This window comes from Lysinibacillus sp. 2017, assembly GCF_003073375.1.
Taxonomy (GTDB): Bacteria; Bacillota; Bacilli; order Bacillales_A; family Planococcaceae; genus Solibacillus.
Genome location: NZ_CP029002.1, coordinates 1626047 through 1650953, shown reverse-complemented (window position 1 = coordinate 1650953; position 24907 = coordinate 1626047). Strand labels below are relative to the sequence as shown.

General features: G+C 34.6%; 27 protein-coding genes and 2 pseudogenes. 6 read left to right on the top strand and 23 right to left on the bottom strand.

Translation table 11 applies throughout. The annotated features are described in order from the left end of the window. Window positions 1-52 precede the first annotated feature (52 nt). The 7 genes from DCE79_RS07865 to DCE79_RS07835 form a co-directional block, all read right to left on the bottom strand. Window positions 53-1207, bottom strand: a complete 1155-nt coding sequence (locus DCE79_RS07865) for an ABC transporter permease (RefSeq protein ID WP_108712518.1) — start codon at window positions 1205-1207, stop codon at window positions 53-55. Continuing rightward, a complete protein-coding gene (locus DCE79_RS07860) occupies window positions 1204-2076 on the bottom strand; it encodes an ABC transporter ATP-binding protein (RefSeq protein WP_108712517.1) in 873 nt (290 codons plus the stop codon). The genes DCE79_RS07865 and DCE79_RS07860 overlap by 4 nt, the downstream gene beginning before the upstream one ends. Next, a complete protein-coding gene (locus DCE79_RS07855; RefSeq protein ID WP_108712516.1) occupies window positions 2061-2831 on the bottom strand; it encodes a hypothetical protein in 771 nt (256 codons plus the stop codon). Before DCE79_RS07855 ends, DCE79_RS07860 begins: the two co-directional genes overlap by 16 nt. After that, window positions 2828-3352: an RNA polymerase sigma factor gene (locus DCE79_RS07850; RefSeq protein ID WP_108712515.1), complete on the bottom strand. Its 525-nt coding sequence runs from the start codon at window positions 3350-3352 to the stop codon at window positions 2828-2830. The genes DCE79_RS07855 and DCE79_RS07850 overlap by 4 nt, the downstream gene beginning before the upstream one ends. 445 nt (window positions 3353-3797) lie before the next feature. Beyond that, window positions 3798-4670: a methyltransferase gene (locus tag DCE79_RS07845; RefSeq protein WP_108712514.1), complete on the bottom strand. Its 873-nt coding sequence runs from the start codon at window positions 4668-4670 to the stop codon at window positions 3798-3800. A gap of 528 nt (window positions 4671-5198) precedes the next feature. Then, window positions 5199-5816: an SdpI family protein gene (locus DCE79_RS07840; RefSeq protein WP_135841974.1), complete on the bottom strand. Its 618-nt coding sequence runs from the start codon at window positions 5814-5816 to the stop codon at window positions 5199-5201. A gap of 5 nt (window positions 5817-5821) precedes the next feature. After that, window positions 5822-6085 (bottom strand): autorepressor SdpR family transcription factor, encoded by a 264-nt coding sequence (locus tag DCE79_RS07835; protein WP_199912308.1) that lies wholly within the window; start codon window positions 6083-6085, stop codon window positions 5822-5824. 527 nt (window positions 6086-6612) lie between these two features. Here DCE79_RS07835 and DCE79_RS07830 point away from each other — a divergent pair. Next, the gene (locus tag DCE79_RS07830; RefSeq protein WP_108712511.1) at window positions 6613-6828 is read left to right on the top strand and encodes a DUF4368 domain-containing protein; all 216 of its coding nucleotides are present in this window, start codon (window positions 6613-6615) and stop codon (window positions 6826-6828) included. Window positions 6829-7005: 177 nt separating this feature from the next. On the opposite strand, the gene DCE79_RS07825 is transcribed toward DCE79_RS07830, so the two are convergent. From DCE79_RS07825 to DCE79_RS07815, 3 genes and pseudogenes are all read right to left on the bottom strand, one after another. After that, entirely contained in the window at window positions 7006-7758 is a 753-nt protein-coding gene (locus DCE79_RS07825; RefSeq protein WP_108712510.1) for an aminoglycoside phosphotransferase family protein, read from the bottom strand. A 137-nt stretch (window positions 7759-7895) separates the two neighbouring features. Then, window positions 7896-8380 (bottom strand): annotated as a pseudogene (locus DCE79_RS07820) (NUDIX hydrolase). Window positions 8381-8638: 258 nt separating this feature from the next. Then, window positions 8639-9166: a GNAT family N-acetyltransferase gene (locus DCE79_RS07815; RefSeq protein WP_108712509.1), complete on the bottom strand. Its 528-nt coding sequence runs from the start codon at window positions 9164-9166 to the stop codon at window positions 8639-8641. Between the two features lie 163 nt (window positions 9167-9329). Here DCE79_RS07815 and DCE79_RS07810 point away from each other — a divergent pair, with 163 nt between their 5' ends. Beyond that, window positions 9330-9893 (top strand): cupin domain-containing protein, encoded by a 564-nt coding sequence (locus DCE79_RS07810; protein WP_108712508.1) that lies wholly within the window; start codon window positions 9330-9332, stop codon window positions 9891-9893. 146 nt (window positions 9894-10039) lie between these two features. On the opposite strand, the gene DCE79_RS18620 is transcribed toward DCE79_RS07810, so the two are convergent. From DCE79_RS18620 to DCE79_RS18615, 5 genes and pseudogenes are all read right to left on the bottom strand, one after another. After that, window positions 10040-10183, bottom strand: a complete 144-nt coding sequence (locus DCE79_RS18620; RefSeq protein ID WP_168214724.1) for a hypothetical protein — start codon at window positions 10181-10183, stop codon at window positions 10040-10042. Window positions 10184-10290: 107 nt separating this feature from the next. Then, window positions 10291-10641 carry a hypothetical protein gene (locus DCE79_RS07805; protein ID WP_234417364.1) on the bottom strand — a complete coding sequence of 117 codons (351 nt, stop codon included), beginning with the start codon at window positions 10639-10641 and terminating at the stop codon, window positions 10291-10293. A gap of 196 nt (window positions 10642-10837) precedes the next feature. After that, window positions 10838-11005: a hypothetical protein gene (locus DCE79_RS18485; RefSeq protein ID WP_159083070.1), complete on the bottom strand. Its 168-nt coding sequence runs from the start codon at window positions 11003-11005 to the stop codon at window positions 10838-10840. 89 nt (window positions 11006-11094) lie between these two features. Further along, window positions 11095-11559, bottom strand: coding sequence for a hypothetical protein (locus DCE79_RS07800; protein ID WP_108712507.1), 465 nt, complete (start codon window positions 11557-11559; stop codon window positions 11095-11097). Between the two features lie 111 nt (window positions 11560-11670). Continuing rightward, a pseudogene (locus DCE79_RS18615) lies at window positions 11671-11879 on the bottom strand (hypothetical protein); the annotation flags it as partial. 165 nt (window positions 11880-12044) lie between these two features. Between DCE79_RS18615 and DCE79_RS07790 the strand changes: the two are divergent. Then, window positions 12045-12542 (top strand): hypothetical protein, encoded by a 498-nt coding sequence (locus DCE79_RS07790; RefSeq protein WP_108712506.1) that lies wholly within the window; start codon window positions 12045-12047, stop codon window positions 12540-12542. A 107-nt stretch (window positions 12543-12649) separates the two neighbouring features. Here DCE79_RS07790 and DCE79_RS07785 read toward each other — a convergent pair whose 3' ends face one another. After that, entirely contained in the window at window positions 12650-13090 is a 441-nt protein-coding gene (locus DCE79_RS07785; RefSeq protein WP_108712505.1) for a cell wall hydrolase, read from the bottom strand. A 1007-nt stretch (window positions 13091-14097) separates the two neighbouring features. Between DCE79_RS07785 and DCE79_RS07780 the strand changes: the two genes are divergently transcribed. After that, window positions 14098-14916, top strand: a complete 819-nt coding sequence (locus tag DCE79_RS07780) for a DUF2785 domain-containing protein (protein WP_159083069.1) — start codon at window positions 14098-14100, stop codon at window positions 14914-14916. A gap of 173 nt (window positions 14917-15089) precedes the next feature. On the opposite strand, the gene DCE79_RS07775 is transcribed toward DCE79_RS07780, so the two are convergent. From DCE79_RS07775 to DCE79_RS07765, 3 genes are all read right to left on the bottom strand, one after another. Beyond that, a complete protein-coding gene (locus DCE79_RS07775) occupies window positions 15090-15815 on the bottom strand; it encodes a 3-ketoacyl-ACP reductase (RefSeq protein WP_108712503.1) in 726 nt (241 codons plus the stop codon). A 256-nt stretch (window positions 15816-16071) separates the two neighbouring features. Then, the gene (locus tag DCE79_RS07770) at window positions 16072-16749 is read right to left on the bottom strand and encodes an ABC transporter ATP-binding protein (protein ID WP_108712502.1); all 678 of its coding nucleotides are present in this window, start codon (window positions 16747-16749) and stop codon (window positions 16072-16074) included. Continuing rightward, entirely contained in the window at window positions 16750-17862 is a 1113-nt protein-coding gene (locus DCE79_RS07765) for an ABC transporter permease (protein ID WP_108712501.1), read from the bottom strand. It abuts the gene before it with no gap. Between the two features lie 223 nt (window positions 17863-18085). Between DCE79_RS07765 and DCE79_RS07760 the strand changes: the two genes are divergently transcribed. Beyond that, window positions 18086-18754 (top strand): response regulator transcription factor, encoded by a 669-nt coding sequence (locus tag DCE79_RS07760; RefSeq protein WP_108712500.1) that lies wholly within the window; start codon window positions 18086-18088, stop codon window positions 18752-18754. Further along, the gene (locus DCE79_RS07755) at window positions 18751-20124 is read left to right on the top strand and encodes a sensor histidine kinase (protein ID WP_108712499.1); all 1374 of its coding nucleotides are present in this window, start codon (window positions 18751-18753) and stop codon (window positions 20122-20124) included. The genes DCE79_RS07760 and DCE79_RS07755 overlap by 4 nt, the downstream gene beginning before the upstream one ends. Window positions 20125-20223: 99 nt before the next feature. Here DCE79_RS07755 and DCE79_RS07750 read toward each other — a convergent pair whose 3' ends face one another. The 4 genes from DCE79_RS07750 to DCE79_RS07735 all read right to left on the bottom strand — a co-directional run bounded on the left by DCE79_RS07750 (window position 20224) and on the right by DCE79_RS07735 (window position 24592). Then, window positions 20224-22179, bottom strand: a complete 1956-nt coding sequence (locus DCE79_RS07750) for an ABC transporter permease (RefSeq protein ID WP_108712498.1) — start codon at window positions 22177-22179, stop codon at window positions 20224-20226. Beyond that, window positions 22172-22933: an ABC transporter ATP-binding protein gene (locus DCE79_RS07745; RefSeq protein WP_108712497.1), complete on the bottom strand. Its 762-nt coding sequence runs from the start codon at window positions 22931-22933 to the stop codon at window positions 22172-22174. Before DCE79_RS07745 ends, DCE79_RS07750 begins: the two co-directional genes overlap by 8 nt. 85 nt (window positions 22934-23018) lie before the next feature. Continuing rightward, window positions 23019-23984: a sensor histidine kinase gene (locus tag DCE79_RS07740; RefSeq protein WP_108712496.1), complete on the bottom strand. Its 966-nt coding sequence runs from the start codon at window positions 23982-23984 to the stop codon at window positions 23019-23021. Further along, complete coding sequence (locus DCE79_RS07735) at window positions 23981-24592, bottom strand: response regulator transcription factor (protein WP_108712495.1); 612 nt, start codon at window positions 24590-24592, stop codon at window positions 23981-23983. The genes DCE79_RS07740 and DCE79_RS07735 overlap by 4 nt, the downstream gene beginning before the upstream one ends. Between the last annotated feature and the right edge of the window lie 315 nt (window positions 24593-24907).

Here is a 24907-nt window from a genome sequence, read left to right as displayed (position 1 = left end):
GAGACTTTTTTTAGGTACAAGTCTACTTAACAGGTAGCACTCTTTTTCCTTATTAAATCTGGTGATTCTTAAAATTCCGGTAGGTGAAAATGAGTAATAAAATAGACAGTATAGCTGCAGTGAAAATCATCATGATTGGCTGCAACAACGGCATACCGAAGAAATTATAAGACACGCCTAATTCAAAATGTTGTGCTGCATTCATCATATTGATTGGAAATAAATCTAATATAAGAGCTGCTGTATACGAAATTTCCGATACGTCTATTTTCGGAATGTAAAGGATTGCTGCAGATAGGATGACTGCTATAAATGGATTTTTCATTTTAGATGATATAAATAATGTGATGACCGCTATAAACAACAGCCCAATCAAACTTAAGCCGAACGAATAAATAGTTAACTCTAAGAAATCCATATTATAAGGCGATTGATAGTACCATCCGTGAAGCTGTATGCTGGCTTTGTAACCATCTAATCCATAAATCATTGCATGTAGAATAAAGTGCAATGATACAAATAAAAAATAGACAGCGAGCGTAAATATCAATGAACTAAGTAGTTTTGCTACAATCACTTTATTTTTTCCGTATTTTGTTGTTAAAATGATTGCATCTGTTCTTTGGCTATACTCCTCGGAAAAAACGGGGGATAAACAGATGACAATAATTGCACTTATAACTAAAGCTACTAATATAGAAAAACTTGAACTCATTTTTTCCCAACCATCGTAATAATCGTAGTAAAAAGGTACTTCAATTTGTTCATACATATTGAGTAATTTAGTCAATTCATTACTTGTTCCAACAGGCCTTGGTTTATCTGATATCGGCTCGTTCAAAATATTATCGTAAATACGATTGATATTCCCTGCCTTTAACTCCGATATTATATTAGGTAAGCGGACTTCTTGTACACCAATAGTAGGTAAAATCCCCCAATATGTAGGGTCATTTTGATTAGCTTCTATATTTATTTGATTAATATATTCGTCCGTAAGGTACCCACTTAGCTCACCCTGAACATTCCTTTCATTTTCAATAGCTTGAAATCCTTTTAATTTTTCTGTTTCAGTAATGTATGAGGTTTCAGCTACTGCACCAAAGAAAATCGCAAAGAAACTTATAAGTAATGCCACAATTATGATGTAGAGTGTACTACGCTTTCGAATGTTTTTTTTTAATTCAAAAGAGATAAGCCCCTTCATTGCGCTTTCCCCCCTTCAAAGTAATGAAGGTAAAGATCTTCAAGATTAGGGGAAACATTCACTGCACCATTAATAGGTCTAGTTTCGGAAACAATTCGAATCTTTACCTTATTCTCTACATGTTTTAAATTACTTATCGTGTGTGTCTGATTTAATGTATTTGCTTCTTCCTTCGTTACTTCGCATTCCCACACATAACCTTCTATACCACTTGTAATCTCTTTCACATTTCCTTTATGCAACAACTGTCCGGCTTTCATTACGATAATTTCATCTGCAATATATTCAACATCAGAGACAATGTGAGTGGATAAAATAATGATTCTATCCGTGCTGATCGAACTTATTAGATTTCTAAAGCGTACCCTTTCCTTTGGGTCTAGTCCTGCTGTAGGTTCATCTAATATCAATAATTTAGGGTCATTAAGAATCGCTTGAGCAATTCCCAATCGTTGCCGCATACCACCAGAGAATGTTTTTATTTTTTTATCTTTTTCATCTATAAGGCCTACCAGTTCAAGCAACTCTAAGCTTTTTTTCTTCGCTTTGAAATGAGGAATTCCTTTTAAAGAAGCAATATACATTAGAAAATCGTATGCTTTAAAATTCGGATAGTAGCCAAAGTTTTGAGGAAGATAGCCTAATAGGTCACGGTAATCCTCGCCAAGCTTGTTTATTTCTATTCCATCGTATTTTATTTCTCCAGTTGTCGGTCTTAAGGTCCCGCTAATCAATTTCATCAGGGTGGTTTTCCCCGCTCCATTCGCACCGAGTAACCCATAAACACCTGAAGTAAGTGTAGTGGTAAATGCATCAACGACAGTTTCATTTTCATATTTTTTCCCAACATTTTCTATTGATAATTCCATAACATTTCCCCTCCACTTTGAGTGGCTTTAATGAACTTCACCACTTCTTGCATTAAAGTACAAATTGAAAAAGCCAATAAAATAACCCATATAAATGTTGATGCTAGTACATACCAGGCATTAAATATTGAAAGAGAAGCAAGTGCAACCACGATAATTAACCCCGCTATTAAACACCTAATTACGCCAACTTTCTCATGCGATTTTCTTAGTAAAAATAAATACACACTGTTTGCCAAATTAAAGGGTACAAGGAAATAGAGTAAACTACTGACTAGGCTAATGTCATAAAAGACTTTCGTTGTCATCATCAAAATCGTTATGATTGTTATGTCGACTATGCCTATAATCAAAAGGCGTATAGCAATTAACTTTTGGAGGTTAAATTTACTAGTAGATTCAATTTCCCACATGTTATAGCTAAAGCTTTTTGCTAGCTCAGGTATCGCAACTAATGCAATAATCGGAGCTGTCACAGAAAGTATCGTAATTATTGCATGCTGTTCGTTCACCCCATTGGCAGAGGGAGACAAAATAAATAACACGATAAAAAGAAGAATTGTTTGAACAATCCAAAGATAAGGAGAAATATATTTTATTTGCCCTACAAATAATTCTCTAAACGGCATTTTATATTGAATAGGTGTACTTTCAAACTCGTGTTTGGCAAGGTCTACCGTTTTTTCAATCACTGAATCTGGCATTTGTGGCGACTGATAACTTTTTAATGTATCTTCTAGTTTTTTCGGTTTCAAAATACGTCCTCCCTATTTAAGATTTTTTTTAGTTTATCCAATCCTTGTTTTAACCTTGATTTGGTTGTAGCAAGGGAGGAATCCGTTATTTCAGCAATTTCCTTTAGTTTCATGTCATGATAAAAACGTAAAATAATCACATCTTTTTGGAAGTCTGGCAAACTTCCTATCGCCTTCGTAATTACTTCTGATTGATCAAACCTTGTGAGATTATTATCACTATCCGGAATCTCCAATAAATCGATATCCTCACTGGCTTCCGCATTCTTTTGGTAATAATCATGACACGTATTTTTTGCGATAATAAAAAGGTAATTTTTAAATTTACCTTTGTGAACATAAGTATGTATGTATTTTGCGAGCCTCAAAAATACTTCTTGCGTCAAATCAGCAGCAACAAATGCATTTCCTGTTTTTCTGTAACAATAGCTATACATATCGTTGTAGTATTTCCTAATGATTACATCAAGCGCATCGCTATCCCCTTGTTGTATTTTTTTTATCAGCTTTTTATCATCCAACCAATGTCACCCCCAAACCCATATCATTTCCTTTTTTATCCTTTCATATAGTTTAACTCTAAAAAAGAACAAAAGGATTTAATCATTGTTGGATTTATTTTTGGATTTTTATCTCATATGAATTTAAAACACCAAATCCCTTCAAAGAGATTTGGTGTATGCACTATTTATTAAACTAATTCCAACCATGCCACCGCTTCTGTATGTGTGGAGTGTATGTGGCAACACATTGGTGCTGGTGGGTTTAATTTATTGGCTAGGTTTCACCAAAGTAGAACAAGCTTTTTTTAGTCTTCCAAGATAAATACTTATAAAAACTAAACCGTGTAAAACAAGTTGAGATCGACTGTTTCACAAAATAAATATCCATAAAGAATTGAGGTGTTGAAGATGATTTAATTAAAGCCCTCAGTAGTTGAAGAAGATCTAAAGGTGTTAAGATTAATTAACACCTTTTTATATCTCCAAAAGTAATTTTCATACTTGGTGCGTATATTAAATAGGAATCCATGTTAAAAACTTGAGAAAACAGTAGTTCAGCTTCGAATTGTTCCTGAGCATCATTATATGTAACTCCTCGTTTTATCAAGTTCTCGATAAACTGATCCTTTTTTATTGGCTCTCCACCAACTCCATCTTCTTTAAGCGAATAAAACAACTTTTTCTTAACGTGTTGAGCTTCTTCAGGATTGAGGAAGTTAACTTTATCACTGACTCTACACTCAATGTTCTTTACACCCAATTCAGATAAATATCTAGGTAATTTCACTCCAATATTCCCATTTATATTTTTACTTTTTTCGAATAATTTCTGCAGAACTCCAAGAGGCACAATTTGTGATTGTTCATACCCTCCAAGTTCGTATGATGACATGCCTGAAATCCAATGTGGTTCAAAGCAAATTATTTTCCCACCGTTAGCTATAGAATTTACCATTTTTTTTAGTACCTTTTGGGGTTCGGACATGTGTAATAAAAATGCGTGGCAAATCGCAATATCGTACTTACCCTCTAATTCAATCTCATTAATATCTGTGACAAAGAATTCAGATTCATACGGAAACCCATGAAAATATTCTATGGCCTTATTAATGAGTTGTTGTCCTTTATCTATTCCTGTATATTTAGAACCTTTTGGTAATAGGGGTAATAATTTAAGTCCTAAATACCCGTACCCACACCCAAAATCAATAATATGTACTGGTTTAGAAATCTTCCAAACACTTTTTACTAAAAACTCTAAGTAGTCATCGTTATAATATAAATCCCTCGTTCTTTTGAGGTATTCCAGCTGCGTATCCCAATAATAATCTTCCATCTAATCCCCCCTATATTTCTATAACCAAAACATTCTATACAAATCGTACAATTCCCTTCTTAACTAAGCTGCACATTAGTTTAAGTGAATCCACGATATGGCCCCTTAATGAAAAAAAGCGCGTTCCTACATAAACGCGCCCGATTGTTGAATAAGAAAACTGCATTCCATACAGGTTTTTTATCAAACTTTATTATAAATGATCGAACTTAATTATATTTTCCATCTTCATTAAAAGACCCAAAAAAAATACATCCATTATCTCAATAAATATTTAGTGGATGTATTTTTATATACAAAAAAAGTTTGATTATTTTTAATCAAACTCAACCCCTATATATATAATGTTTGACTTTAATTCATTATACTATTTACCCTATATACATATAAGCTGAGCGTTTTTTTAAATATTTCACTCCAAATGTTCCAATAGAAAATGCGTAAACGCTTTTAAATCAGCGTTTACGCATTTTCTGTGTATTCCCAAACTTTTATTTAGGAACATTATTTTTACTAGTTTTGTAAAATTTATAAATTATTTTTTACTAATTTATTTGAATACACCTGAATAACAAATAACATTGACGCAAAAATAAGTGATATTGTGACGACTGCGTATAAAAAAGATGGGATTAAAGCTGTACAACTCATTAATAACCCACATATAACAAAAGTGTTTCCACTAAATCTTTGAATTTTATTCCATGTTTTTTTATCCTTAAAACTCGCTCCATTTCTAACACCGATTTTAAGATTATAACGTACTGTGGGTAGATAATTTCCGATGACAATAAAAATACATCCAACAAATATTAACAAGAAGCTATCAGTATTTAATGATTCATTATGAGCATTCAATAGGTATACAATATTCAAGCCTATTACAAAGAGACTACCTATTATGGCAAATGCCTTATTTATTTTTGAATTACTCTTCCGTTCTATAAGCAATAACAATGAAAACACTACTAATATGAAAAAAGAAATAATCATGAACATTATAAACATAAAACTTTTCGTCGCATAATCAATACTGCCTACTGAATCAACATGCATTATTACTCTTTTCGGTAAAGAGCCATAACAACTTAACCAAATAATTAAAGATATAAAGAATGAGGAAATTAATAATAATAAATTTTTCAATTTATTCACCCTTTCGTATTAATCAAAGACAAAAACCATTTAAAACTTTCTTCTAATACCGTCGTATTCAATGAATAATAAATATGTCTTCCTGATTTCTCTGAAGTGATTAATCCTGCATTTCTCAAGATGGTTAAGTGGTTAGATATACTGGGTTGGCTGATATTAAATTTTTCAACAATTTCGTTTACAGTTAAATCACTTTCTTTTAATAAATTTAAAATTTCTCTTCTAATAGGGTCTGCAATGGCTTTGAATATATCCCCCACTATTATCTTCTCCTTAAAATTCGATATATAGCTATATATCTATATAATACAACAAAACCATAAAATGTAAAGCGATAAAACACTTGGAATTTTTATTCATACAAGTTTCATCGGTTCCTTCTAATGCAACTTGCCTCGTCAATTTAAATACTTTACATCACAATCTAACCCAAAATGTATGTATCCCATCTTTGTAATTCGCATTTCATTATTACCACCAAAAATTCTTCAAACTTTTAATATCTTTATTACTCTATATAGCGGGTCTTTATACTTAAATTTGGATCTGCGCTATCAGAAAAAAACTATTTTTATTTTTCTTAAAGGGTTGAATTTAATTAACCCTGAAAATATAATCCCTTCGGAGAATTTAGTAACTGGTTGAAAAGATAATCAAGCAAATCAATAGCTTGTGTTCTGCAATTTTCACTTACTTTTTTTCAATTTATCAGATCTATTGATTTGGAACAAGTAATCTCGTGTGACATAAAGGCCTTATTTCAAATCTTTAAGGACCTATTTCTGATTTGGATCGTGAGTTAAATAATTGTTCAAATGAAAACTATCTACAATCCCTAATGAATAAGCTTGAACAATTTCTCTCCATCGATAAATTAACTTCACAAATGCTAAATGCATTAGTCGATAAAATTACTTGTAGTGTAAACGGTGAAATTCGAATTCATTATAATTTTGAAAATCCGTTTGAAACGCAAAAAGAAGACAGTAACCTCGATGGGTAGCTGTCTTCTTTAAAAGGATTAGTCCTCTTCTTTTAAAATGAGTTGCGAGACACACTCGACGTGTGTGGAGTGTATGTGGCAACACATGAGATGTTGATAAAGCCAATCGTAATCTTTTCTCCTTTCATTATTTGAATTACTACCTTGGTACATTAACTACTACAAACTATAGTTTTATTATAATGGACAGTATTGATTAACTATCTCCATAAGACGTTCATTCTTTTCTGATGATACATTTTCAGATAATCTTGCCCCGGCAATAATTGGAGCCCATTGAAAAATGTCCTCTTTTGATAACCCACTTTTTTGACAATAAAGGCGCAAATACATTTCTGCTAATTGTACTGAGAACTGTTCATACAAAAGATAAGTTCGATAGACGTCTGCACGTAAATCCCCTGCACTAGAATCTACCCAATCAATAATTGTTACTTGTTGGTTATCTGACATAATTAAATTAAACATATGAAAATCGCCATGACATAACCTTTTTTTATATGTAATCGTATCCATTTTTTGTAGCAAAGCGTTCTTTTGTCTTGTATCTAAATCGAGTGCGGATTCAATTTGCCGATGTAACTTTAAAGACATCGGTTCAAGTGAATCAGCTTCTATCCTATGAATCTTTTGTTGGATTTCTATGGAAATATTCATGTAATATTCTGCTTGGTCCATATTTTCTAACAAAAGATTCCCTATTGTTTTCCCCTTAACAAACTCCATTATTATGGCTTGTTTCCCATCTATTGTCGTGACATCAAATATTTTTGGTACAGAAAGTCCACATGAATAGGCATATTTTTGTTTATTTGCTTCATATGAAGATTCTGTATCGGGCAAAAAATCATTGAATACTTTAATAATCTTGTTTTCATACAGATAAATTTGTGCTGTATTTCCAATTGCTATTGGAGTGCCTAAATTCATGGGTTTCTACTCCCCCTAATTTTATTTAATTGGTATTATAGAAATCATTCTAACCCCCACGGATACGATGCTTTATTAATGTACTTTGGATTCCTTTATTGTCTTCCGGATAAGTATGTTTTAATTTTGTATTCGGTTTATTGTATAGCACAATCCAATATTTTCTGATAAAGCATATTCCACTTGTGATAATATGAGGAAACATCATTAGAGTTTACAAGCATACGTTGAGCAGATTCATATTTACCTTCAAATGGAAGCAGTTTTGTTATATTCATTTTGTAGAATATTTGAAAACCAATTTTAGGATAAGGACTACTTTCTGTCCACAATGGATTTTCGCTATGGTCAACAATTATGTATCCTAATAACTTACATTCACCTTCAACATACCCTTCTTCTAGTGCTTCCCGTTTAAAGCATTCTTCTGGAGTTTCACCAGATTCAATATGTCCTCCTGGGAAATCCCACCCTCTATGGTTTAAGTCGACCAATAATAATTTATCTTCTTGAAAACAAAAGCCGTGAACACTTGTGATTAAATTATTTGTGGAAGCAAGGTATTTTTTTCCCAAGTTAACTTAACTCTTGATTTTCCCCAATTTACGTAAGTAGTAGTCAATTTTTTTCCTCCAATAAAAACCAAGCTCTATTCATTTTCTTAATTTCCCATTCATCTGCTTGATTCTGTTTTTCTTGCCAGATTATAAATAATCAATAGATTAGTTAGAGACCACCCTTACATACATTCCTCTTGTAGCTTTTTCATATGCTACATTGCCCATAATCTCCACTTTTTTTGATAATTGCGATGATGGGATTATCCATGATGAGTTATTATCATTTTTTCTAATGACAGATTTAGAGTCTTAGCCAATATTTATTTATAGTAGTCTTCTTGAAGCATGCCCATTAGGACTTCATCAGAATATTTATTGTTCATGTAAAGGGATTGTCTCAATGTTCCCTCTTTTTTAAACCCTGCTTTTTCATATGCTTTTATGCCTCGAACGTTATGAGAAAATACTTCTAATTCCAAACGATTTAGTTTAAGCTCCTCAAAAGTAAATTTTAGTGCAAGTTGAGTGGCTTCAGTACCATAACCTTTGTTCAAAGTATTTTTACTATGCAGCGATATTCTAAAACCCGCCTTTTTATTGTCTTGGTCAATGTCTACTATGGATAAATCACCTATTATTTCATCCGTATCTACTAAACAAATGGCAAAATCATAACGTGTCGGGTCTTTACTAAACTGTTTATAACTTTTAATGATTTCATCAAGTGTAAATGTCTTACGAGTACCCGTCATATACAAAAATTCTTCATCTTGACAAGACATATAAATGCTTTCCATATCTTCCTCTTCAATAGATCTTAAGTATATGAATTTTCCCTTTACCTCCATAATAACTACCTCTTTCTACTTTTTAATTTTCAAAACATCAGATTGTAAATATATTTTAGATTTTAATCAACAAGCGCTTCCTTGACTTCAATATGTACACTCCTGTGTTACCGTACATAAAATAATTTGTAATGAATAAATGAATGTGGGAGGAATTAGAAAAATGTACTATATGCCTTACACGTATCAATATCCTAATTATTCAAATGGACCAACGCATCCTCAAGGAAATCCTACTGGCTATTGGGCTGTTCCTAATGAGTTGCCGTTTGGTTCTTATCAATATGGTGACGGTGGAAACTTATTAAAAGATTATGGAGCAAACCCATTTGTTATAAATATCAACGAGGCCACCAAGCAAAACAACACGTATCGTACAGCACTATGGACAGGAAATCATCTGCAAGTCACATTAATGAGCATCAATGTTGGTGAAGATGTCGGTTTGGAAATACACCCTAATGTGGACCAATTCTTACGTGTTGAACAAGGTCAAGGGATTGTACAAATGGGTAAGAGTAAAGATAATTTAAGTTTCCAATGTAGAATCTTCGATGACTCAGCTATTATTATACCATCCGGAATGTGGCACAATGTCACAAATACAGGAAATATCCCATTAAAATTGTACTCTATCTATGCCCCGCCTAACCACCCATTCGGTACTGTTCATAAAACTAAAACAGATGCAATGATTATGGAAGCAGGTTTGGGTGAACCACATTAAAATAAGAACAGTATAGCCAAGAGTTTCCATAAAAAAAGCAGACGGTATATTAAAAGTACTTTTTCGTACATTTTAATCGTCTGCTTTTATAATCAGAATATAATTTTTATACTAACTCCAACTTTTTTACTAAAATTGATAAAAATTTATGTTCCTCTGTGCTTTGTAACTTCTTGCGGTGGGTTATTATGAATTACTTGATTGAACTCTTTTGAATATTCTTCACGCCGATTCGTATCTTTAGTTTCCTTTTTATCCTTCTTGAAGCTGGTTTTACTTTTCTTTGCCATTCTATTACACCTCCAGAAAAAGACTGACTATAAAGTCTAATCTAATGTGCGCAAAATTATTGATATTATTCTGCATTTCACATAAATAAAGGAAACAAACAAGGTTTTTACGGATCGATGTGACTTGATTCTTCTAATGACTCACCACGTATTTTGGCTACTCTTCCTTTAATAATGCCATCTAGCTTTTTGAAATCTGATTTACCAAACGTTAGCGCATACACAATCATGATAACGATCAAAATTTGATAAATTGAAAATTCACCAGTACGCCGATAATCCATAAAAGCTAATAACGCAATCCATAAATCATTAATGATAAAAACGCCAAAAGCAAACATACTTAGTTTATCGAGCTTATACCAATAGCGTAATAGTAAAAACGCAATCGCACATACCCAAAAAATAATTTCTGCTGTAATAAGGAAAAACCATTTATGTTCTAAAATAATATCCAAACCTTCACTCCTTTGAATCTCTTAACATATCCATACATTTCATATCTGCTAATACTTACTAATATAAAGTACATTTCTCAAATGTACATCACTTAAGTACGTTATGTAAAAACTATAGACCATAAAGTAAATTTATGGTCTATAGTAGAAAAATTGCTCTTATTGTTTTGTTGAAATAACATAAAAGGGGTTCGAATTATTCGTTTTTGCTTGGAAAGACTGAGTCAGCTGCAACAGCGGCTGCATTATCTTCTTCGCTTTTTGACGAATTCATATTGGTGAACTGTTGAAACATGCCATTTTGCATTACTTTCGTTACTCCATAAATAGCAGCGCCGATTAATCCCCATTTAAAGTATTTCAATTGTAAAACCTCCTTCTTAAATTAAATTATGAAACAGCTTTAGTATTAGATATTACAAATAAAGTATACTGAACATTTTTTGACACTAATTATTCTTTAATTTCATAAACTAAAATATCAAATAACTTTTCGTCAGTATAAAGCAAAATTGCCCATTCTCCTGGCTCTGGTATTTTAACGCTAGAAGGTATATGTGCATCTGCTCCATTATTTGCGCTACTAAGCTCCGTTGTCCAGCCATCTATTAAAATCTGATGGATAGTTTCTGATTCTTTATGAAAACCAACAATGGTTAACTTTGTATTATTAGGATTTTCAATTCCCCAAAGGTGCCACATCCACTTTTGAACGTTTAAACTTGGCATTTCTGCACCTATAACACCTGATTTATTTTCATTTCCAATAATTCCACTGTCACCAAATTTCACTGCTTTTCTTTCCCAATTAATTGTTTCAAAATCACTTTCTTGAACAAAGTTAGGAATGTCATCAGGTAAAACTGTTTTACTTTCTACTACTTCATCTGCTGTGCAACCTACAACAAAAAGAAACATACTTAATAAAATTAATGTCCTAGTTATTTTTTTAATAAAATCCCTCCGTTAAAATAATGTTATAAAAAGAATTAACAATTCTAGTAAATTTGATTCCCTAATTATTAATATTTATTTAGGAATTACAGGAACCCAAAGTTCATTTCTAGGTTTGTGCTTTGGGGGATAATAGCATTCGATACAAGGAATATCAGCAAGTTCGTATCCTGAAGTAGGAATCTTTCCTATTACTTTTAATTCAAAATCAAGAGTTTCAATCCGATAATCCATTTCGGTATCCCCTTTATCGAAATTTGAAAGGAGATTTTTGGATAGGCTTTTTATGGCTATATCTCATTTCATTTCCCCTTTCCTTTCACATTTCTTTACCATTGACTCAGTTCTAGTTATTATTAGGAATTTCCTTCTTTTGCTGTCTTTGTATGTAATACACTACAAATTAAAAATGAATGGAAGTCTACTATATTTATTTTTGGAGGTCTTATATGACAAATTTTTATTCTTTTCAAGGAACGATCATGGAGATTACGGATTTTAATACAGGTCAAAATGGTAATAACGAGGGTTGTACTAAATTTTTTACACTAGTAAATGAATTAGGTAATATCGTTAATTTCGTGGTTTCACCTTCAACTTACGTTGTTGACCAAGAAACACTTGTAGTTGGCGACCGTGTAACAGGATATTATGACGGAGATGCACCGGCTATTCTTATTTACCCTCCACAATATCAGGCACTAGTTATAGTAAAAGATAACCCAAATTACAATGTAAAGGTTGATTATTTTAATAACCAATTGGTGAGTAGTGATGGTCAATTACAGTTAAATTTATCTCCAGATACCCAAATACTTTTAACGAATGGTCAATACTTTTCGAATTTTCCAGGAAATAGAGATTTAATTGTTACTTATAGATATACTACAAGAAGCATTCCCGCTCAGACCACACCATATCGTATTATAGTTTTATGTTCATCTTAATCTTGCTTCCTTGAATAAATTACTATAACAAATAATTTAAAGGGAACTACCTGGATACCCAAGCAGTTCCCTTTTTTTTGAGTTAAATTAATTGGCAGCTAAATGTTCTAACCCTGATAAACACTATCACATGTTCCTGGTGCTGGTTCATAAAAACAATGTTGTTTAAATTGACCTGTAAAAGGTTGCCCGTACCAGCTTGGCGGGCACTCACCAGACGGATTAAAGTACCAAAGTGCATATTTTGCTGGGTGGTCCCGCCAATAATCTAACGTTTGCTTTGCCAATCTTCTTTCAGTTTCTCTCGCTCGTTGATAAAACATATTCCCCTTTTGAACTGCTTCAAAAGAGTAATTATTTCCCTGTACCTGATATATGACTTGTTCAACTGTTCTTACATCATTAAAGTCTAAACAACTGGCAATCACACGGTTCACAATGACATTTCCTACATATAACATACCTTGTTTACCTTCACCTTCAGCCTCTGCTCGCATCATCCTTGCCATTAGGTCAATATCAGCATCACGGTATTTTATTCTCGGCATCTTTTCACCCCTAAAGATATAGTATGAAAAAATGTCAGATTGATGATTGATAAGCTGAATTGTGAATCTTCAACTTATGTATATTTTAGTAACCTTTTTGAATATCAATTGACTATGTAACTGGATAATCACCATAAGTTGGGGATGACATAATTTTAGGATTCAAAGTGATTCCTTTTTAATCTAGTCCGTTCTGCTACGCTACGGGGGACGCTTTCCTGGGGGCGTGGCTCCATCTAACTTGTTACTTGCCTCTACGGCGGCAAGCAACAAGTGGATATTCCGCGCACGCTTAATCCCCAAGGGGTCGCCCCCTGCGCTTCGCGGCACTCTATTTTAGAATAAAAATTTTTTTCTAATAAGGTGTTTTAGATAAGGCTTATTCGATAAAGTATCTTTTATAAACGTGAAAATAGTTTAAATGAAAGAGTGTTCATCATAACTGAAACCATGGCATTCACTTTCATTTCAATAACGAAATAGGATTCAAAATTCACTTAGAATAGAGGATAAACTTGATCAATCCCCGCCGCCTCGCGATAGCGCAAGCGGCATTATCAGACGCATTTAACCGGGTAAAATGTACAACACTTGGCGGGCCTTGCATGCGGTATTAAAGACAGTAGTATGGACACGTACCACGTGGCCATACTGCGGGTAGCCCGCCAATAGCTAGACAAACTGATAAAACAATAATCAACCCCATGTTACGGTGATGAACCAATTAGGCTCTCCACCATAAGTTGGGGATGACAAAACTTGATAGAAAAACGAGTTGATTGGAATGGAGGGAAGGCGACTCCTGCGGGAACAGCACGAGCGAAAAATCCATTTTTTGTGCCGCCGTAAGAGGCACAAAAAATTAGTTGGAGCCGTGCCCGCGGAAAGCGTCCGTACCGGAATGGTAATCAACCCCATGTTACGGTGATGAACCATCTATTTCCTAAAAAATACAAATAATGTTACATTTATTTTATACGAAAATTACAATAAAGGGGACATTAATATTGGACTATCAAATAATATTAGAACAGCTTGCAAACGATGAACTAAATCCACTACAAAATATTGATATTGAGAATTTAATCGACTACATGATTGAGAATATAGGAAATCCTGACCCGTATATTCGCGACACTTTAGTGTATTTCGGGTTCTCAAAATTACTGCTAAAACACCCTATTGAGGATAAAATACTTCACAAACTATTAACGATTTGCATGGATGATGAGCATTTGTTTTATAAAATCGATGAACAAATTATAGATGATTCTGTGTTTACTCGTTCTTTTTCTGCGTTAGTCATTGCTTTAGTACTTTATCAAGATGCTAAAACACCCGCTCTACCAAAAGATATTTTACTACCGACTCTTACTGCGAGCATTAACTATTTAAAACGAGAGTATGATTATCGTGGTTATGTAGAACAAAAAGGTTGGGCCCATAGTGTTGCGCATGGCAGTGATCTGTTAGCGGATGCTGTTGCTCACCCTCAATTTGAAAATGTGGCGACCATTGAGGAATGCCTATGCGTCTTGCAAAAATGCTTACATACTGACTATGCATTTATTGATGAAGAAGATGATAGAATGTTGCCTGTCTTAGATATGCTTTTTGAAAAAGGCTTATCCGATCATCAATTAAAGCAGTGGTTAATCAAGCTCCATACGGTTGAGGATATGGATGAGTTAAAAAAGGCTCGCATGTATTGGAATGTGAAGAAATTTACGATGACACTGTATGTCCATTTAATACGTACGAACAATCATACCGAAACAAAGGATTGGATTTATTCAACGATAATTTTAAATGAAAATATTTCATAATGCAGATTTTAATCAACAAAAAAAATTCGCCAATCAACAAAGTGACCGGCGAACTTTTTCTATATTCTCTAACCCATACGTTAAACACATGTCTTTTCGCTACTCAAGAAAATTTAAACGGATCGCTCCATTCTTAAAACTTTCGTGGCTAAAAATTATCGAGTTACAATAACTCAGTATGGATTTGTGTTCATTAGTGTAGCGTTTTTAATGTACATGCGTTGGCTTAGTTTTAATTGTGACACGATGTATTCTGCTACATCTTCTGGGTGCATGTATTGATCGCGTTTGTCAGCAGGAATTAAGTTAAGTGCATCTGCTAAGTCTGTGGCAATTGTACTTGGTGTTAAAACTGTTACACGAATATTGTTACGACGAACTTCTGCCGCTAACGATTCTGTAATCCCAATAACGCCGAATTTTGCAGCACTGTATGCACTTGAAGTTGCTGCGCCGTTTAAGCCGTTTGTAGATGAAATATTAATGACATCACCCGCATTTTTTTCGATTAATTGTGGCACGATTGTGTGTGACACGTTGAATGTCCCCATAATGCTTACGTCCACGATATGTTTGAAGTCTGCTGGATCCATATCGACAAGCTTTTCAAATTTCCCAGCGCCTGCGTTGTTAACTAAAATGTCTGTTAAGCCTAATGTTGCTTTTAATTTGTCCGCAGCAGCTTGTACTTGTTCTAGGTTTGTTACGTCCGCAACTGCATATGCCGCTTTTACGCCGTAGCCTTCGATTTCTTTTGCAACTGCTTGTAAATCGTTTTCAGAGCGCGCGATAATCCCTACGTTTACGCCCTCTTTTGCTAATGAAATAGCAATGGCTTTCCCAATACCACGTGCAGCACCTGTTACGACTGCTACTTTACCTTTAATTGATTGACTCATGATGATCTACTCCTTTATAAGAGATAGGTTAATGATCCTACCTTAAACTACATAAATATGCACAACTTGTTTGAACAAACAATTGCATACTTTTCCTACAACTATTGTACAATATAAACTTTGTTCTTACATAATTGAAGCCTTGAAAATGCTATTTTTTTTGAATCGTATTGCAAATAAAAAAGGGTGTACCCACGCTCTATACAATGCGCTGAGTACCCCCCTATTTAACATTTGCTACCGAACAATTAGTGTATTAATCTTGCAGTGTTAATACGCCGTCTTCCATGCGGTAAATTTTATCACAAAACTCTAGCATACGTTCATCATGCGTTACCATAATGGCTGCTTTGTTGCGATCTTTTACTTCATTTCGAATTTGTTTAACTACTTCATATGCACGTTTAGAGTCTAAACTTGCTGTTGGTTCATCGGCTAAAATGATTTTCGAATCATTAACGAATGCACGAGCAATTGCCACACGTTGACGTTCCCCACCTGATAATTCGTTCGGGAATTTAGTTAGTTTATCGCCTAAGCCTAGTTCTGTTAATAATTGTTTAGCAAAGTCAGTATCTTTTGTAGATACTTTGCCGCTCATTTTGCGAATAAGTAACAGTTGGTCTAACACATTTAAATAAGGGATTAAGTTTGATGTTTGTAAGATGAAGCCAACGTCAGTTAAACGGAAACCAGAAAGTTCTTTTTCTTTCATTTTCCCAATGTCTGTCCCATTTACTAACACTTCACCATTTGTAGGTTGTAATAATGCTCCTGCAATTGATAACAGTGTACTTTTACCAGAACCAGATGGACCAATGATAGCGATGAAGTCTCCAGGGTTTACTGTTAATGATACATTTTTTAATGCGTCTACAGTAGAATTCCCTTCTTTAAACGATTTCGTTACGTTTTTTAATACTAATCCTGTCATCTATTCCACTCTCCCAATCGCTGTTAAAGGATCGATTTTTGTTACTTGACGAGCAGAAACAATTGAACCTAAAACAGAAACAATTAATAACACAATTGCGTATAAAATAACCATTTTAAAGTCTAAATTAAATGGCATACCTTCAGGGAATATTAAGGCAGTTAAATACGTTAACACAATCCCAGCAATAATACTAATGAGTGATAACACGAACACTTGTGCAATAATTGATTTTTTAATGAATTTATCTGAAGCACCGATTGCTTTCATAACACCAAATTGTTGCGTTTTTTGTAAAATAAATACATAGAAGAATACAGCAATAATTACTGCTGAAATCGCAAATAAGAAGGCAAGCATCAGATAAATTGTACCGCTCTCTTCTTTATAACCTGGCATACCCATTACGGCTTCAGATTTCGTGAATGTTTCGATTTCATCGAAGTTGTCTTCGATTTTTTGTGCATCAATATCTTTACCTTGTAATGCAATCATAGCGGTTGGGCTTTCGAAACCATTATCAGAGCCTGGTGCTGCGAATGCATAGTTTTGCCAAGTGTCTACGTTAGCGAATACACTTGGTACGTGGTTAAATGTTTCGCCTTTTGTAATACCGATTACTGTTAATTCAATGTCAGAGCTTGCTACTTGGATTTTGTCACCAATGCCATACCCTTTTTCTGTTAAAGTTTCATCGATAATAACGCCAAATTTATCATCTGTAGATAATTGTTTACCATCAATTACTTTTGGTTCGATAAATTTGCCTGGTTCAATCCCAAGAAATGCAATGTCATTTTTTGACTTACCATCTGGTGATTTTACGTTGACAGTAGATTGTCCAAATTGTGCTGCATTTTTTACACCATATTTACCTTCTACGTCATCAACGATTTTACCCTCTATCTTCGTTTTCATCATTGTAGCTGCAGAGCCCTCTTCATAAATAAAAAGATCTCCGTCAATATTTTTCATCGTTGCAGCTGCTAATGTTGATAATCCATTACCTAAGCCCGATAAAATAAAAACAAGCCATGCGATTAGCATAATAATTGAGCCAATCATCACGAATCTTTTTTTAGCATGTTTCATTTCTTTAATTGCTAAAAACATTGTGCGTTCCTCCTCAAGTTCTATTACGAAAATTGATTCTATCATAAAAATTTATTATGAAATCACTTTTGCGTCATATCCATATGCTATCATATAACACGAATATAAACTCTAGATAAACTTTTCCTAAATAGTTTCGAAAGTTGACATACCCGTAAATGCGCTTTACAGTATTGTTTTGAATTATAAAATAATCGTATACTTTTGAAAGGATGTTAAACTTTTGCACATTTTAGTAGTAGATGATGACCCATTTATCCGAAAATTAATTGGCATTCATTTGAAAAAGAATGGCTATGACGCACTATTTGCCAGTAACGGCATTGAAGCACTTGAAATGGTGAATCATCACACGTTAGATTTAGCAATTGTTGATGTGATGATGCCAAAAATGGACGGAATATCATTAACTGAGCGCCTAACAGCTAAAGAAATCCCTGTGCTTTTGCTAACCGCTAAAACAGCACTTGAGGATAAAGAAAAGGGTTTTCTAGCTGGGGCTGATGATTATATGGTAAAGCCGTTTGAGCCAAAAGAATTATTATTCCGCATACAAGCTATTTTACGTCGTTATCAAAAACTTGAAAGAAATCACACTTATCTAGGAAACATGCTTATTGACCGACTTACTTATGAAGTCAAGGTCGGCGAACAAGTACTACTTTTACCATTAAAGGAGTTTGAGCTACTAAGTATTTTATGTAGTAAGCCTGAACTCGTTTTCAGTCGAGAACAGCTTATGGAGCAAGTATGGGGCTATGATTATAACGGAGATGATTATACGTTGACGACCCATATTAAACGCCTTCGTGCTCGTTTAGAAGAAGTAAAAGCCGCCGTGAAAATTCAAACGGTCCGTGGAATTGGCTATAAAATAGAGGAATTGAAATGAAAACACTATACAAGCAATATATTATCGTAACCATTATCGTTATCGTAGCAAGCATAGGGATTTCCATGATTTTAGTAAATGGTCTTTATAACTTGAAAGTAAGAGAAGATACGGATTCCAAAAATTTACATGTTGCACAACAAGTATCCTCGATTATCCAAACATTGCCTCAAAATCAAATGGATGACTATTTAAGCTCTGTTGCACAGCTTGGCTATCAAATCGTTACGCTAAATGATAAGAATAAGCCAACCTTTTATGGTGCGCCATTTGATGATACAAATATGACGAATGACATGTTACATGTATTGTCGGCCAATAGCACTTATCACGGAATTAGAGATTATAGAAAACACTTTTCTATTGTGAATCATTATGCCAATGACGTAGAAAATACTATTGGCATACCTTTACAAGTGGAAGGCAAACAATTTGCCCTTTTTATTCGTTCAGATAATGCTTCATCATTTACCGAAATGCACTATTTGATCGTTGGCTTTTTACTTGTCAGTGCCATTATGATTTTTGCTGCAATGATTTTTTTAGCACGACAGCTTGTGCGACCAATCAAACAATTACAGCTAGCAACCGAGCAAATTGCGCAAGAAAATTATGACATCAATTTAAATATTAATCGAAATGACGAGCTTGGCTTACTTGCAACGCAGTTTCAAAAAATGGCACAACATTTAGCAGAAAATGACCAGTTAAAAAAAGACTTTATTAATAATGTGTCTCATGATTTCCAATCACCACTTCTCAATATTCAAGGCTATGCAAGCGTCTTAAAGGATGCCGAAAATACAGAGGAAGAGCGTATTCAATATTTGGAAATTATTGAGCAAGAAACAAAACGTCTATCTGCGCTTACAAAGCAATTACTATTACTTAGTTCATTGGACCAAAGGAATTTACCGATTGAGAAAAAAAGGTTCGCCGTCGATCAGCAGCTTAAAAATCTATTATTTGCAAAGCGCTGGCTATTGGATGACCGGGAAATGGAACTCGTGTATGAACTCGAGCCTTTAGAAATTTTTGCTGACGAGCATTTACTTGAACAAGTATGGGATAACTTATTAACGAATGCGATTCGCTATAGTGAAAATAAAGGGAAAATTGTGGTGACGTGTACGAATGATGAACAAACGGTTAACGTCGTTATAAAAGACTATGGTATTGGTATTCCCGAAGAGGCAATTGAACGTGTAACCGACCGCTTTTACCGAGTAGATACTGCTCGCTCTAATCAAAGTAGCGGCCTTGGCCTTGCGATTGTAGCGGAAATTGTACAGCGTCATGAAGGCGAGCTAATCATTAAAAGTGAATTAGGAAAAGGTACGACCATTACCGTACAGTTGCCGAAAAATTAGCTGTTAATACACAAATTAAGTAAGTGAAGGTCTAACTAAAAAAGGCTATAATACTATTGAAAGGATGATTTCTGGACAAGACAGAAATCATCCCTTTTTTTAATTTTCTTGCATTAACACATGTTTTTTAGTAATCGCAAATGTCACAGCAAAATAAATGAAATAAATCATGACAATGACTGCTACGATAACAATGGATAAGAATTGCATACTTAGTTCCTCTTGAAAACCGAGTAAATGAATGAATTGCTCGGATACAATCGCAATAGGAATCGCCAATAAAATCGGAATGATTACTGGGAACGCAAAGAATAGCAATATTTGCTTAGCTAACGTCATTGTTTGAACGGCTTTAGACACACCGATTCGATATAAAATGCGGTATCTTTTCTCATCCTCACTAATGGCCGATAATGTTTTAAGTGCTAAAATGGCCATCGCAAGCAGAATGAAAACAAAGCCTAAGTATAGAACACCTACAATTAAAATCGCCGAGAATGCCATACTATCTAATCGCTCATAGCTTTGAATACGATAGTCACTTCGTTGCACAAAATAATTGCTATAAGGCTCTTTATAAGATAATGCTTTTTGTAATGCCTCTGCATCAAAATCCGATTCTTTTACATCCCATGCATATGCAGTTTGCACCTGCTGCATTCCATCCACGACTTCATCAGGTACAACGATCACAAAATATGCCCAAACAAATGCGGGTAATTTAGCTTCAACATCGTTTAACCGATACAGTTTCCCATTATGTGTAATCGTCTGTTTACTAAAATCGTAGCTTTCGATAATTGCACTGTCTGAATAAATCGCATATTCATTATTCAGCTTGATTGGCTCCTCACCAAGCGCTCGTAGTAACGTATTTAAATCCGATTCACGTAGATAGACGTCTCTATCTGTAAAATTTTCATCATACCACGACGTTAGCTTTAAAAAATCGACCGCTCCAGACGTAAAAAAAGGTGTTTCGATTGAGCGTTCAATTATTGTATATTTTTCAATGGCTTGTTTTGCTTGCTCAAACGAAATAGCTGGTGCTTCATGAGCATCTTCGTTACCCATCACATCAAATGGAAACCGTTTCTCTACATTTACCTCTTCCACCGCTTTATATAAAAAGCCAGTATTTGCTGCGATAATCGCAAAGGAAATGAGAAAAGCTAATATTCCGAGTAACAATGCATTCGAACTTAATGTAGCGCTTAGCTGACGGAGTACAAACTGATTTGTTCCCCTGCGACGTAGTTTTTTACTTTTTAACAGTAGATACATCAAGCTTTTGGCTAGGCCGATATGGAAAAGTGTTAATGCAATCGCAAGTAATGCAATCATCCATAGAAGCCCAATTTCACTACCGCTTTCTTCTTTAAATACACCTTCTAGATGTGTGGAAAAATTCGTAAAAGCATACACAATGGCAACAGCGGAAATAAGCGTTAAGCATACTGAAAATATTGGCTTATGTTGTACTTTTTGGACTTTGTTTTCTCCATGAATGAGTTCATAAATCGTCACGCGCTTTAAATACACACTGGATGAAAAAAATGTAACAGCAAAAATAAACAGTGCCATGATGATGGTGATGATGACCCCTTTTGCTGAAACAAACGAAAATGCAAATGGATAATCCAGTAATTCGGACATCAATAGCATTAAGCCTTGATAGAGAAGTGAGCCAAAAACAAAACCCGTTCCAACCGCAAAAATGCCTAAAAAGCTATTTTCAAGTAAAAATAGCTTCACAATTTGATGGCGTTTCATACCGAGCGTTAAATAGGTACCAAACTCCCGCTTTCGTAATCGAAGTATATAAGCATTCGCGTAGCCAAGTACGATGGCGATTATAACACATAAAAAGCCCGATAATACGAGCAGCCCGACAGATAAAGACGCAAACGAATTAGCCCGCGCTTGTAAATCAGCATTATAAATCATATTGTTCATGGCAAACACAAGCGAAATGGTCATCGCAATCGTCACAAAATAAATTAAATAATTGCGAAGCTGACGTTTCATATTGCGAAAGGCTAATGTTTTATACACGCCCTTCACCTCCAAGTAGTGCCATCGTCGCTAAAATTTCTTCATGCATCGCACGACTTGATTTATCCCCTTTATAAAGCTCATTCCAAAGCTTACCGTCCTTTAAAAACAGCACACGCTTTGCATAGGAACCGACTAATGCATCATGTGTGACCATTAAAATCGTTGCATCCATCTGTTCGTTCATGATGGCCAATGTTTCCATTAGCTTTTTTGAATTCGTCGAATCTAATGCGCCAGTTGGTTCATCCGCCAAAATGATACGAGGATTCGTAATTAATGCCCGCGCACACGCTACTCGCTGACGTTGCCCGCCTGATAATTCAATCGGAAATTTTTGAAGCTGTTCGACGATACCGAGTTCCTTTGCCATTTTCCGGCAAAGTACGGATGCTTTCTTTTCTGGTACACCTTGTAAATTTAATGGCAACACGATATTTTCTTCTACCGTTAATGTATCGAGTAAATTATACTCTTGAAAAATAAAGCCTAATTGATCACGTCTGTAGTTCGCTAATTCATTTTCTTTTTTTGCTGAAATTTCTTCTCCCGCAAGTACAATTTTCCCTGCACTCACTTTATCGATTGTGGCGACACAGTTTAGGAGTGTACTTTTTCCTGAACCAGAAGCCCCCATAATCGCAATAAAATCACCCTTTGTCACCTGAAAGGAAATGCCGTCTAATGCCTTAGTCATGACCTGACTGTTTCCATAATATTTCGTTACATCCTCTATTTGAAGTAAAGCCGTCATTCTATCTTCCTCCATTTCGACTTTAACTTAGCACGAGTAAGATTGATTTGTTCTAACGCTATCTATCAGTAATCTTACATTTTCGTTAGATTTGTGGAAATGTCAGTGTAAAACGTGTAAACTGTCCAACTTCCGCTTCTACCTGTATGTGAATGTGCAGCTCCTGACACATGTTCGCAACAATATACAAGCCCATTCCTGTACTTGTCCCTAACTTTCTACCATTCGTTCCTGTGTATCCTCTCTCAAAAATACGTGGAACATCATGCTTCATAATCCCAATCCCGTTATCCTCATAGGTGAACACATTGTCACAAACCGTCATGACTACTTTACTTTCAGGACAATATTTTGCACTATTGATTAAAAACTGGTTGACTATAAACTGTAGCGCCTTTTGATCTGTGTAAACAGTTGAATCCCCTTCAATGGATACTTGAATTCGCGCTGCAATTAATACATCCATTTGATTTTTCACGGCCTGATTAAGTAATATTGCAAGCGAGAATCGATCAAATTGTTTATCCTTTTCAATTGATTGAAGTCTAGCAAAATGAAGCACTTGATCTGTTAAATTGTCTAACCGCTTTAGTTCTCGACGCAATTTTCGCTTATCGCCATCATTCGCTAAAATCAAGTTCATCGCGGTAAGCGGTGTTTTTAGTTCATGAATCCATTGTTCAACAAATTCCCTGTATTCATATGCCTCACGATTTGCCTGTTCCACACGATGAATGGCATCTTTTGATACTACTTGCATCAGTTCATAATATTGTTTTTCAGTATAGGAGCTTGGCACAGGTAACACTTCACCAACTAAATAACGCTGCTCTAATTGCTGTACTAAATGGTTAAGTTTGGTTTGTTTTCTTTTAGCCAAAGTAAAGCTTACGATGAGCCAACCAGTAAAGCTCAATATATATACGGCACCCATTGTACTAATCGTGATGACCGGTACATTGAGAACAACTAAAAAAACGACCATGAAAATAAAAGCCATGCATAAAAAACCAATTGTAATCATCTTATCCAATAAAAATGGTTTCATCATAAACGATAGCCAACCCCGCGCACCGTCTTAATAAAATCGACTGCATCAATTTGCTTTAATTTTTCACGTAATCGATTAATATTCACATACAATGTATTTTCATCAATATATAAGCTGTCATTCCATAAGTCTTCAATGATTTCTTCACGTGTCATCAATTCTTTTTTCATTAAACTCGCTAAAATGCGACTTTCATTTTTTGTGAGCTCCGTGGATTTCTCATGATAGCGTACTTTTAAATTCGCTAAATCTAAACTAAGCTCGCGTACGGTGCTCGTTACATTTGTTTTTCGTGCGAGTAATCGCTCAATTCGTGCAAGTAAAATGGAAGAATTATATGGCTTATGTATATAATCATCCGCCCCTATGCGAAAGCCGATTAGCTCATCCTCCGTTGAATCCCTCGCAGTTAAAAAAATTATCGGGATATCCGATTTTTCGCGAATTTTCCGAGCAATTTCAAACCCATTCTCACCTGGTAAATTCACATCAAGCAACGCTAAATCACAAGGAAAGCTATTTACCGGCTCATATCCATGAAGACGTAGCAGGAATTGCAGCTCTTCATAAATGGTTTCATCATCTTCTATTACTAAAATTTTATTCATCCACTCACCTCTTTCATTTGCATTTTCTATGAAGCAGTATTACACAACAAGTTAAACTAAAAGCTATAATTTTTATACTACAAAATAATTAAAACAAGTTTTCTTAACTTTAACATGATATAAATAGCAATTATAAAAAACTTACCCTAAATAAAACAATTCCCCTCATATTATTGGTTCTCTTTAGTACAAATATGGAATAGCTAACTTTGTAGTTACGCAGACGTGGAAATAGACAAAAACGATAGCACCATTTAGGTTCCTCGCTTGTCATACAACATACAGCATTATACAATTCACAAGCTTATCCATTCA

Coding starts and splice junctions, on each gene's coding strand:
- DCE79_RS07860 (WP_108712517.1), bottom strand. CDS start 2,076: ATGGAATTATCAATAGAAAATGTTGGGAAAAAATATGAAAATGAAACT.
- DCE79_RS07765 (WP_108712501.1), bottom strand. CDS start 17,862: ATGTTTTTAGCAATTAAAGAAATGAAACATGCTAAAAAAAGATTCGTG.
- DCE79_RS07865 (WP_108712518.1), bottom strand. CDS start 1,207: ATGAAGGGGCTTATCTCTTTTGAATTAAAAAAAAACATTCGAAAGCGT.
- DCE79_RS07735 (WP_108712495.1), bottom strand. CDS start 24,592: ATGAATAAAATTTTAGTAATAGAAGATGATGAAACCATTTATGAAGAG.
- DCE79_RS07755 (WP_108712499.1), top strand. CDS start 18,751: ATGAAAACACTATACAAGCAATATATTATCGTAACCATTATCGTTATC.
- DCE79_RS07770 (WP_108712502.1), bottom strand. CDS start 16,749: ATGACAGGATTAGTATTAAAAAACGTAACGAAATCGTTTAAAGAAGGG.
- DCE79_RS07740 (WP_108712496.1), bottom strand. CDS start 23,984: ATGATGAAACCATTTTTATTGGATAAGATGATTACAATTGGTTTTTTA.
- DCE79_RS07845 (WP_108712514.1), bottom strand. CDS start 4,670: ATGGAAGATTATTATTGGGATACGCAGCTGGAATACCTCAAAAGAACG.
- DCE79_RS07825 (WP_108712510.1), bottom strand. CDS start 7,758: ATGAATTTAGGCACTCCAATAGCAATTGGAAATACAGCACAAATTTAT.
- DCE79_RS07790 (WP_108712506.1), top strand. CDS start 12,045: ATGACAAATTTTTATTCTTTTCAAGGAACGATCATGGAGATTACGGAT.
- DCE79_RS07745 (WP_108712497.1), bottom strand. CDS start 22,933: ATGACGGCTTTACTTCAAATAGAGGATGTAACGAAATATTATGGAAAC.
- DCE79_RS07810 (WP_108712508.1), top strand. CDS start 9,330: ATGTACTATATGCCTTACACGTATCAATATCCTAATTATTCAAATGGA.
- DCE79_RS07800 (WP_108712507.1), bottom strand. CDS start 11,559: ATGTTTCTTTTTGTTGTAGGTTGCACAGCAGATGAAGTAGTAGAAAGT.
- DCE79_RS07815 (WP_108712509.1), bottom strand. CDS start 9,166: ATGGAGGTAAAGGGAAAATTCATATACTTAAGATCTATTGAAGAGGAA.
- DCE79_RS07785 (WP_108712505.1), bottom strand. CDS start 13,090: ATGCCGAGAATAAAATACCGTGATGCTGATATTGACCTAATGGCAAGG.
- DCE79_RS07775 (WP_108712503.1), bottom strand. CDS start 15,815: ATGAGTCAATCAATTAAAGGTAAAGTAGCAGTCGTAACAGGTGCTGCA.
- DCE79_RS18620 (WP_168214724.1), bottom strand. CDS start 10,183: ATGGCAAAGAAAAGTAAAACCAGCTTCAAGAAGGATAAAAAGGAAACT.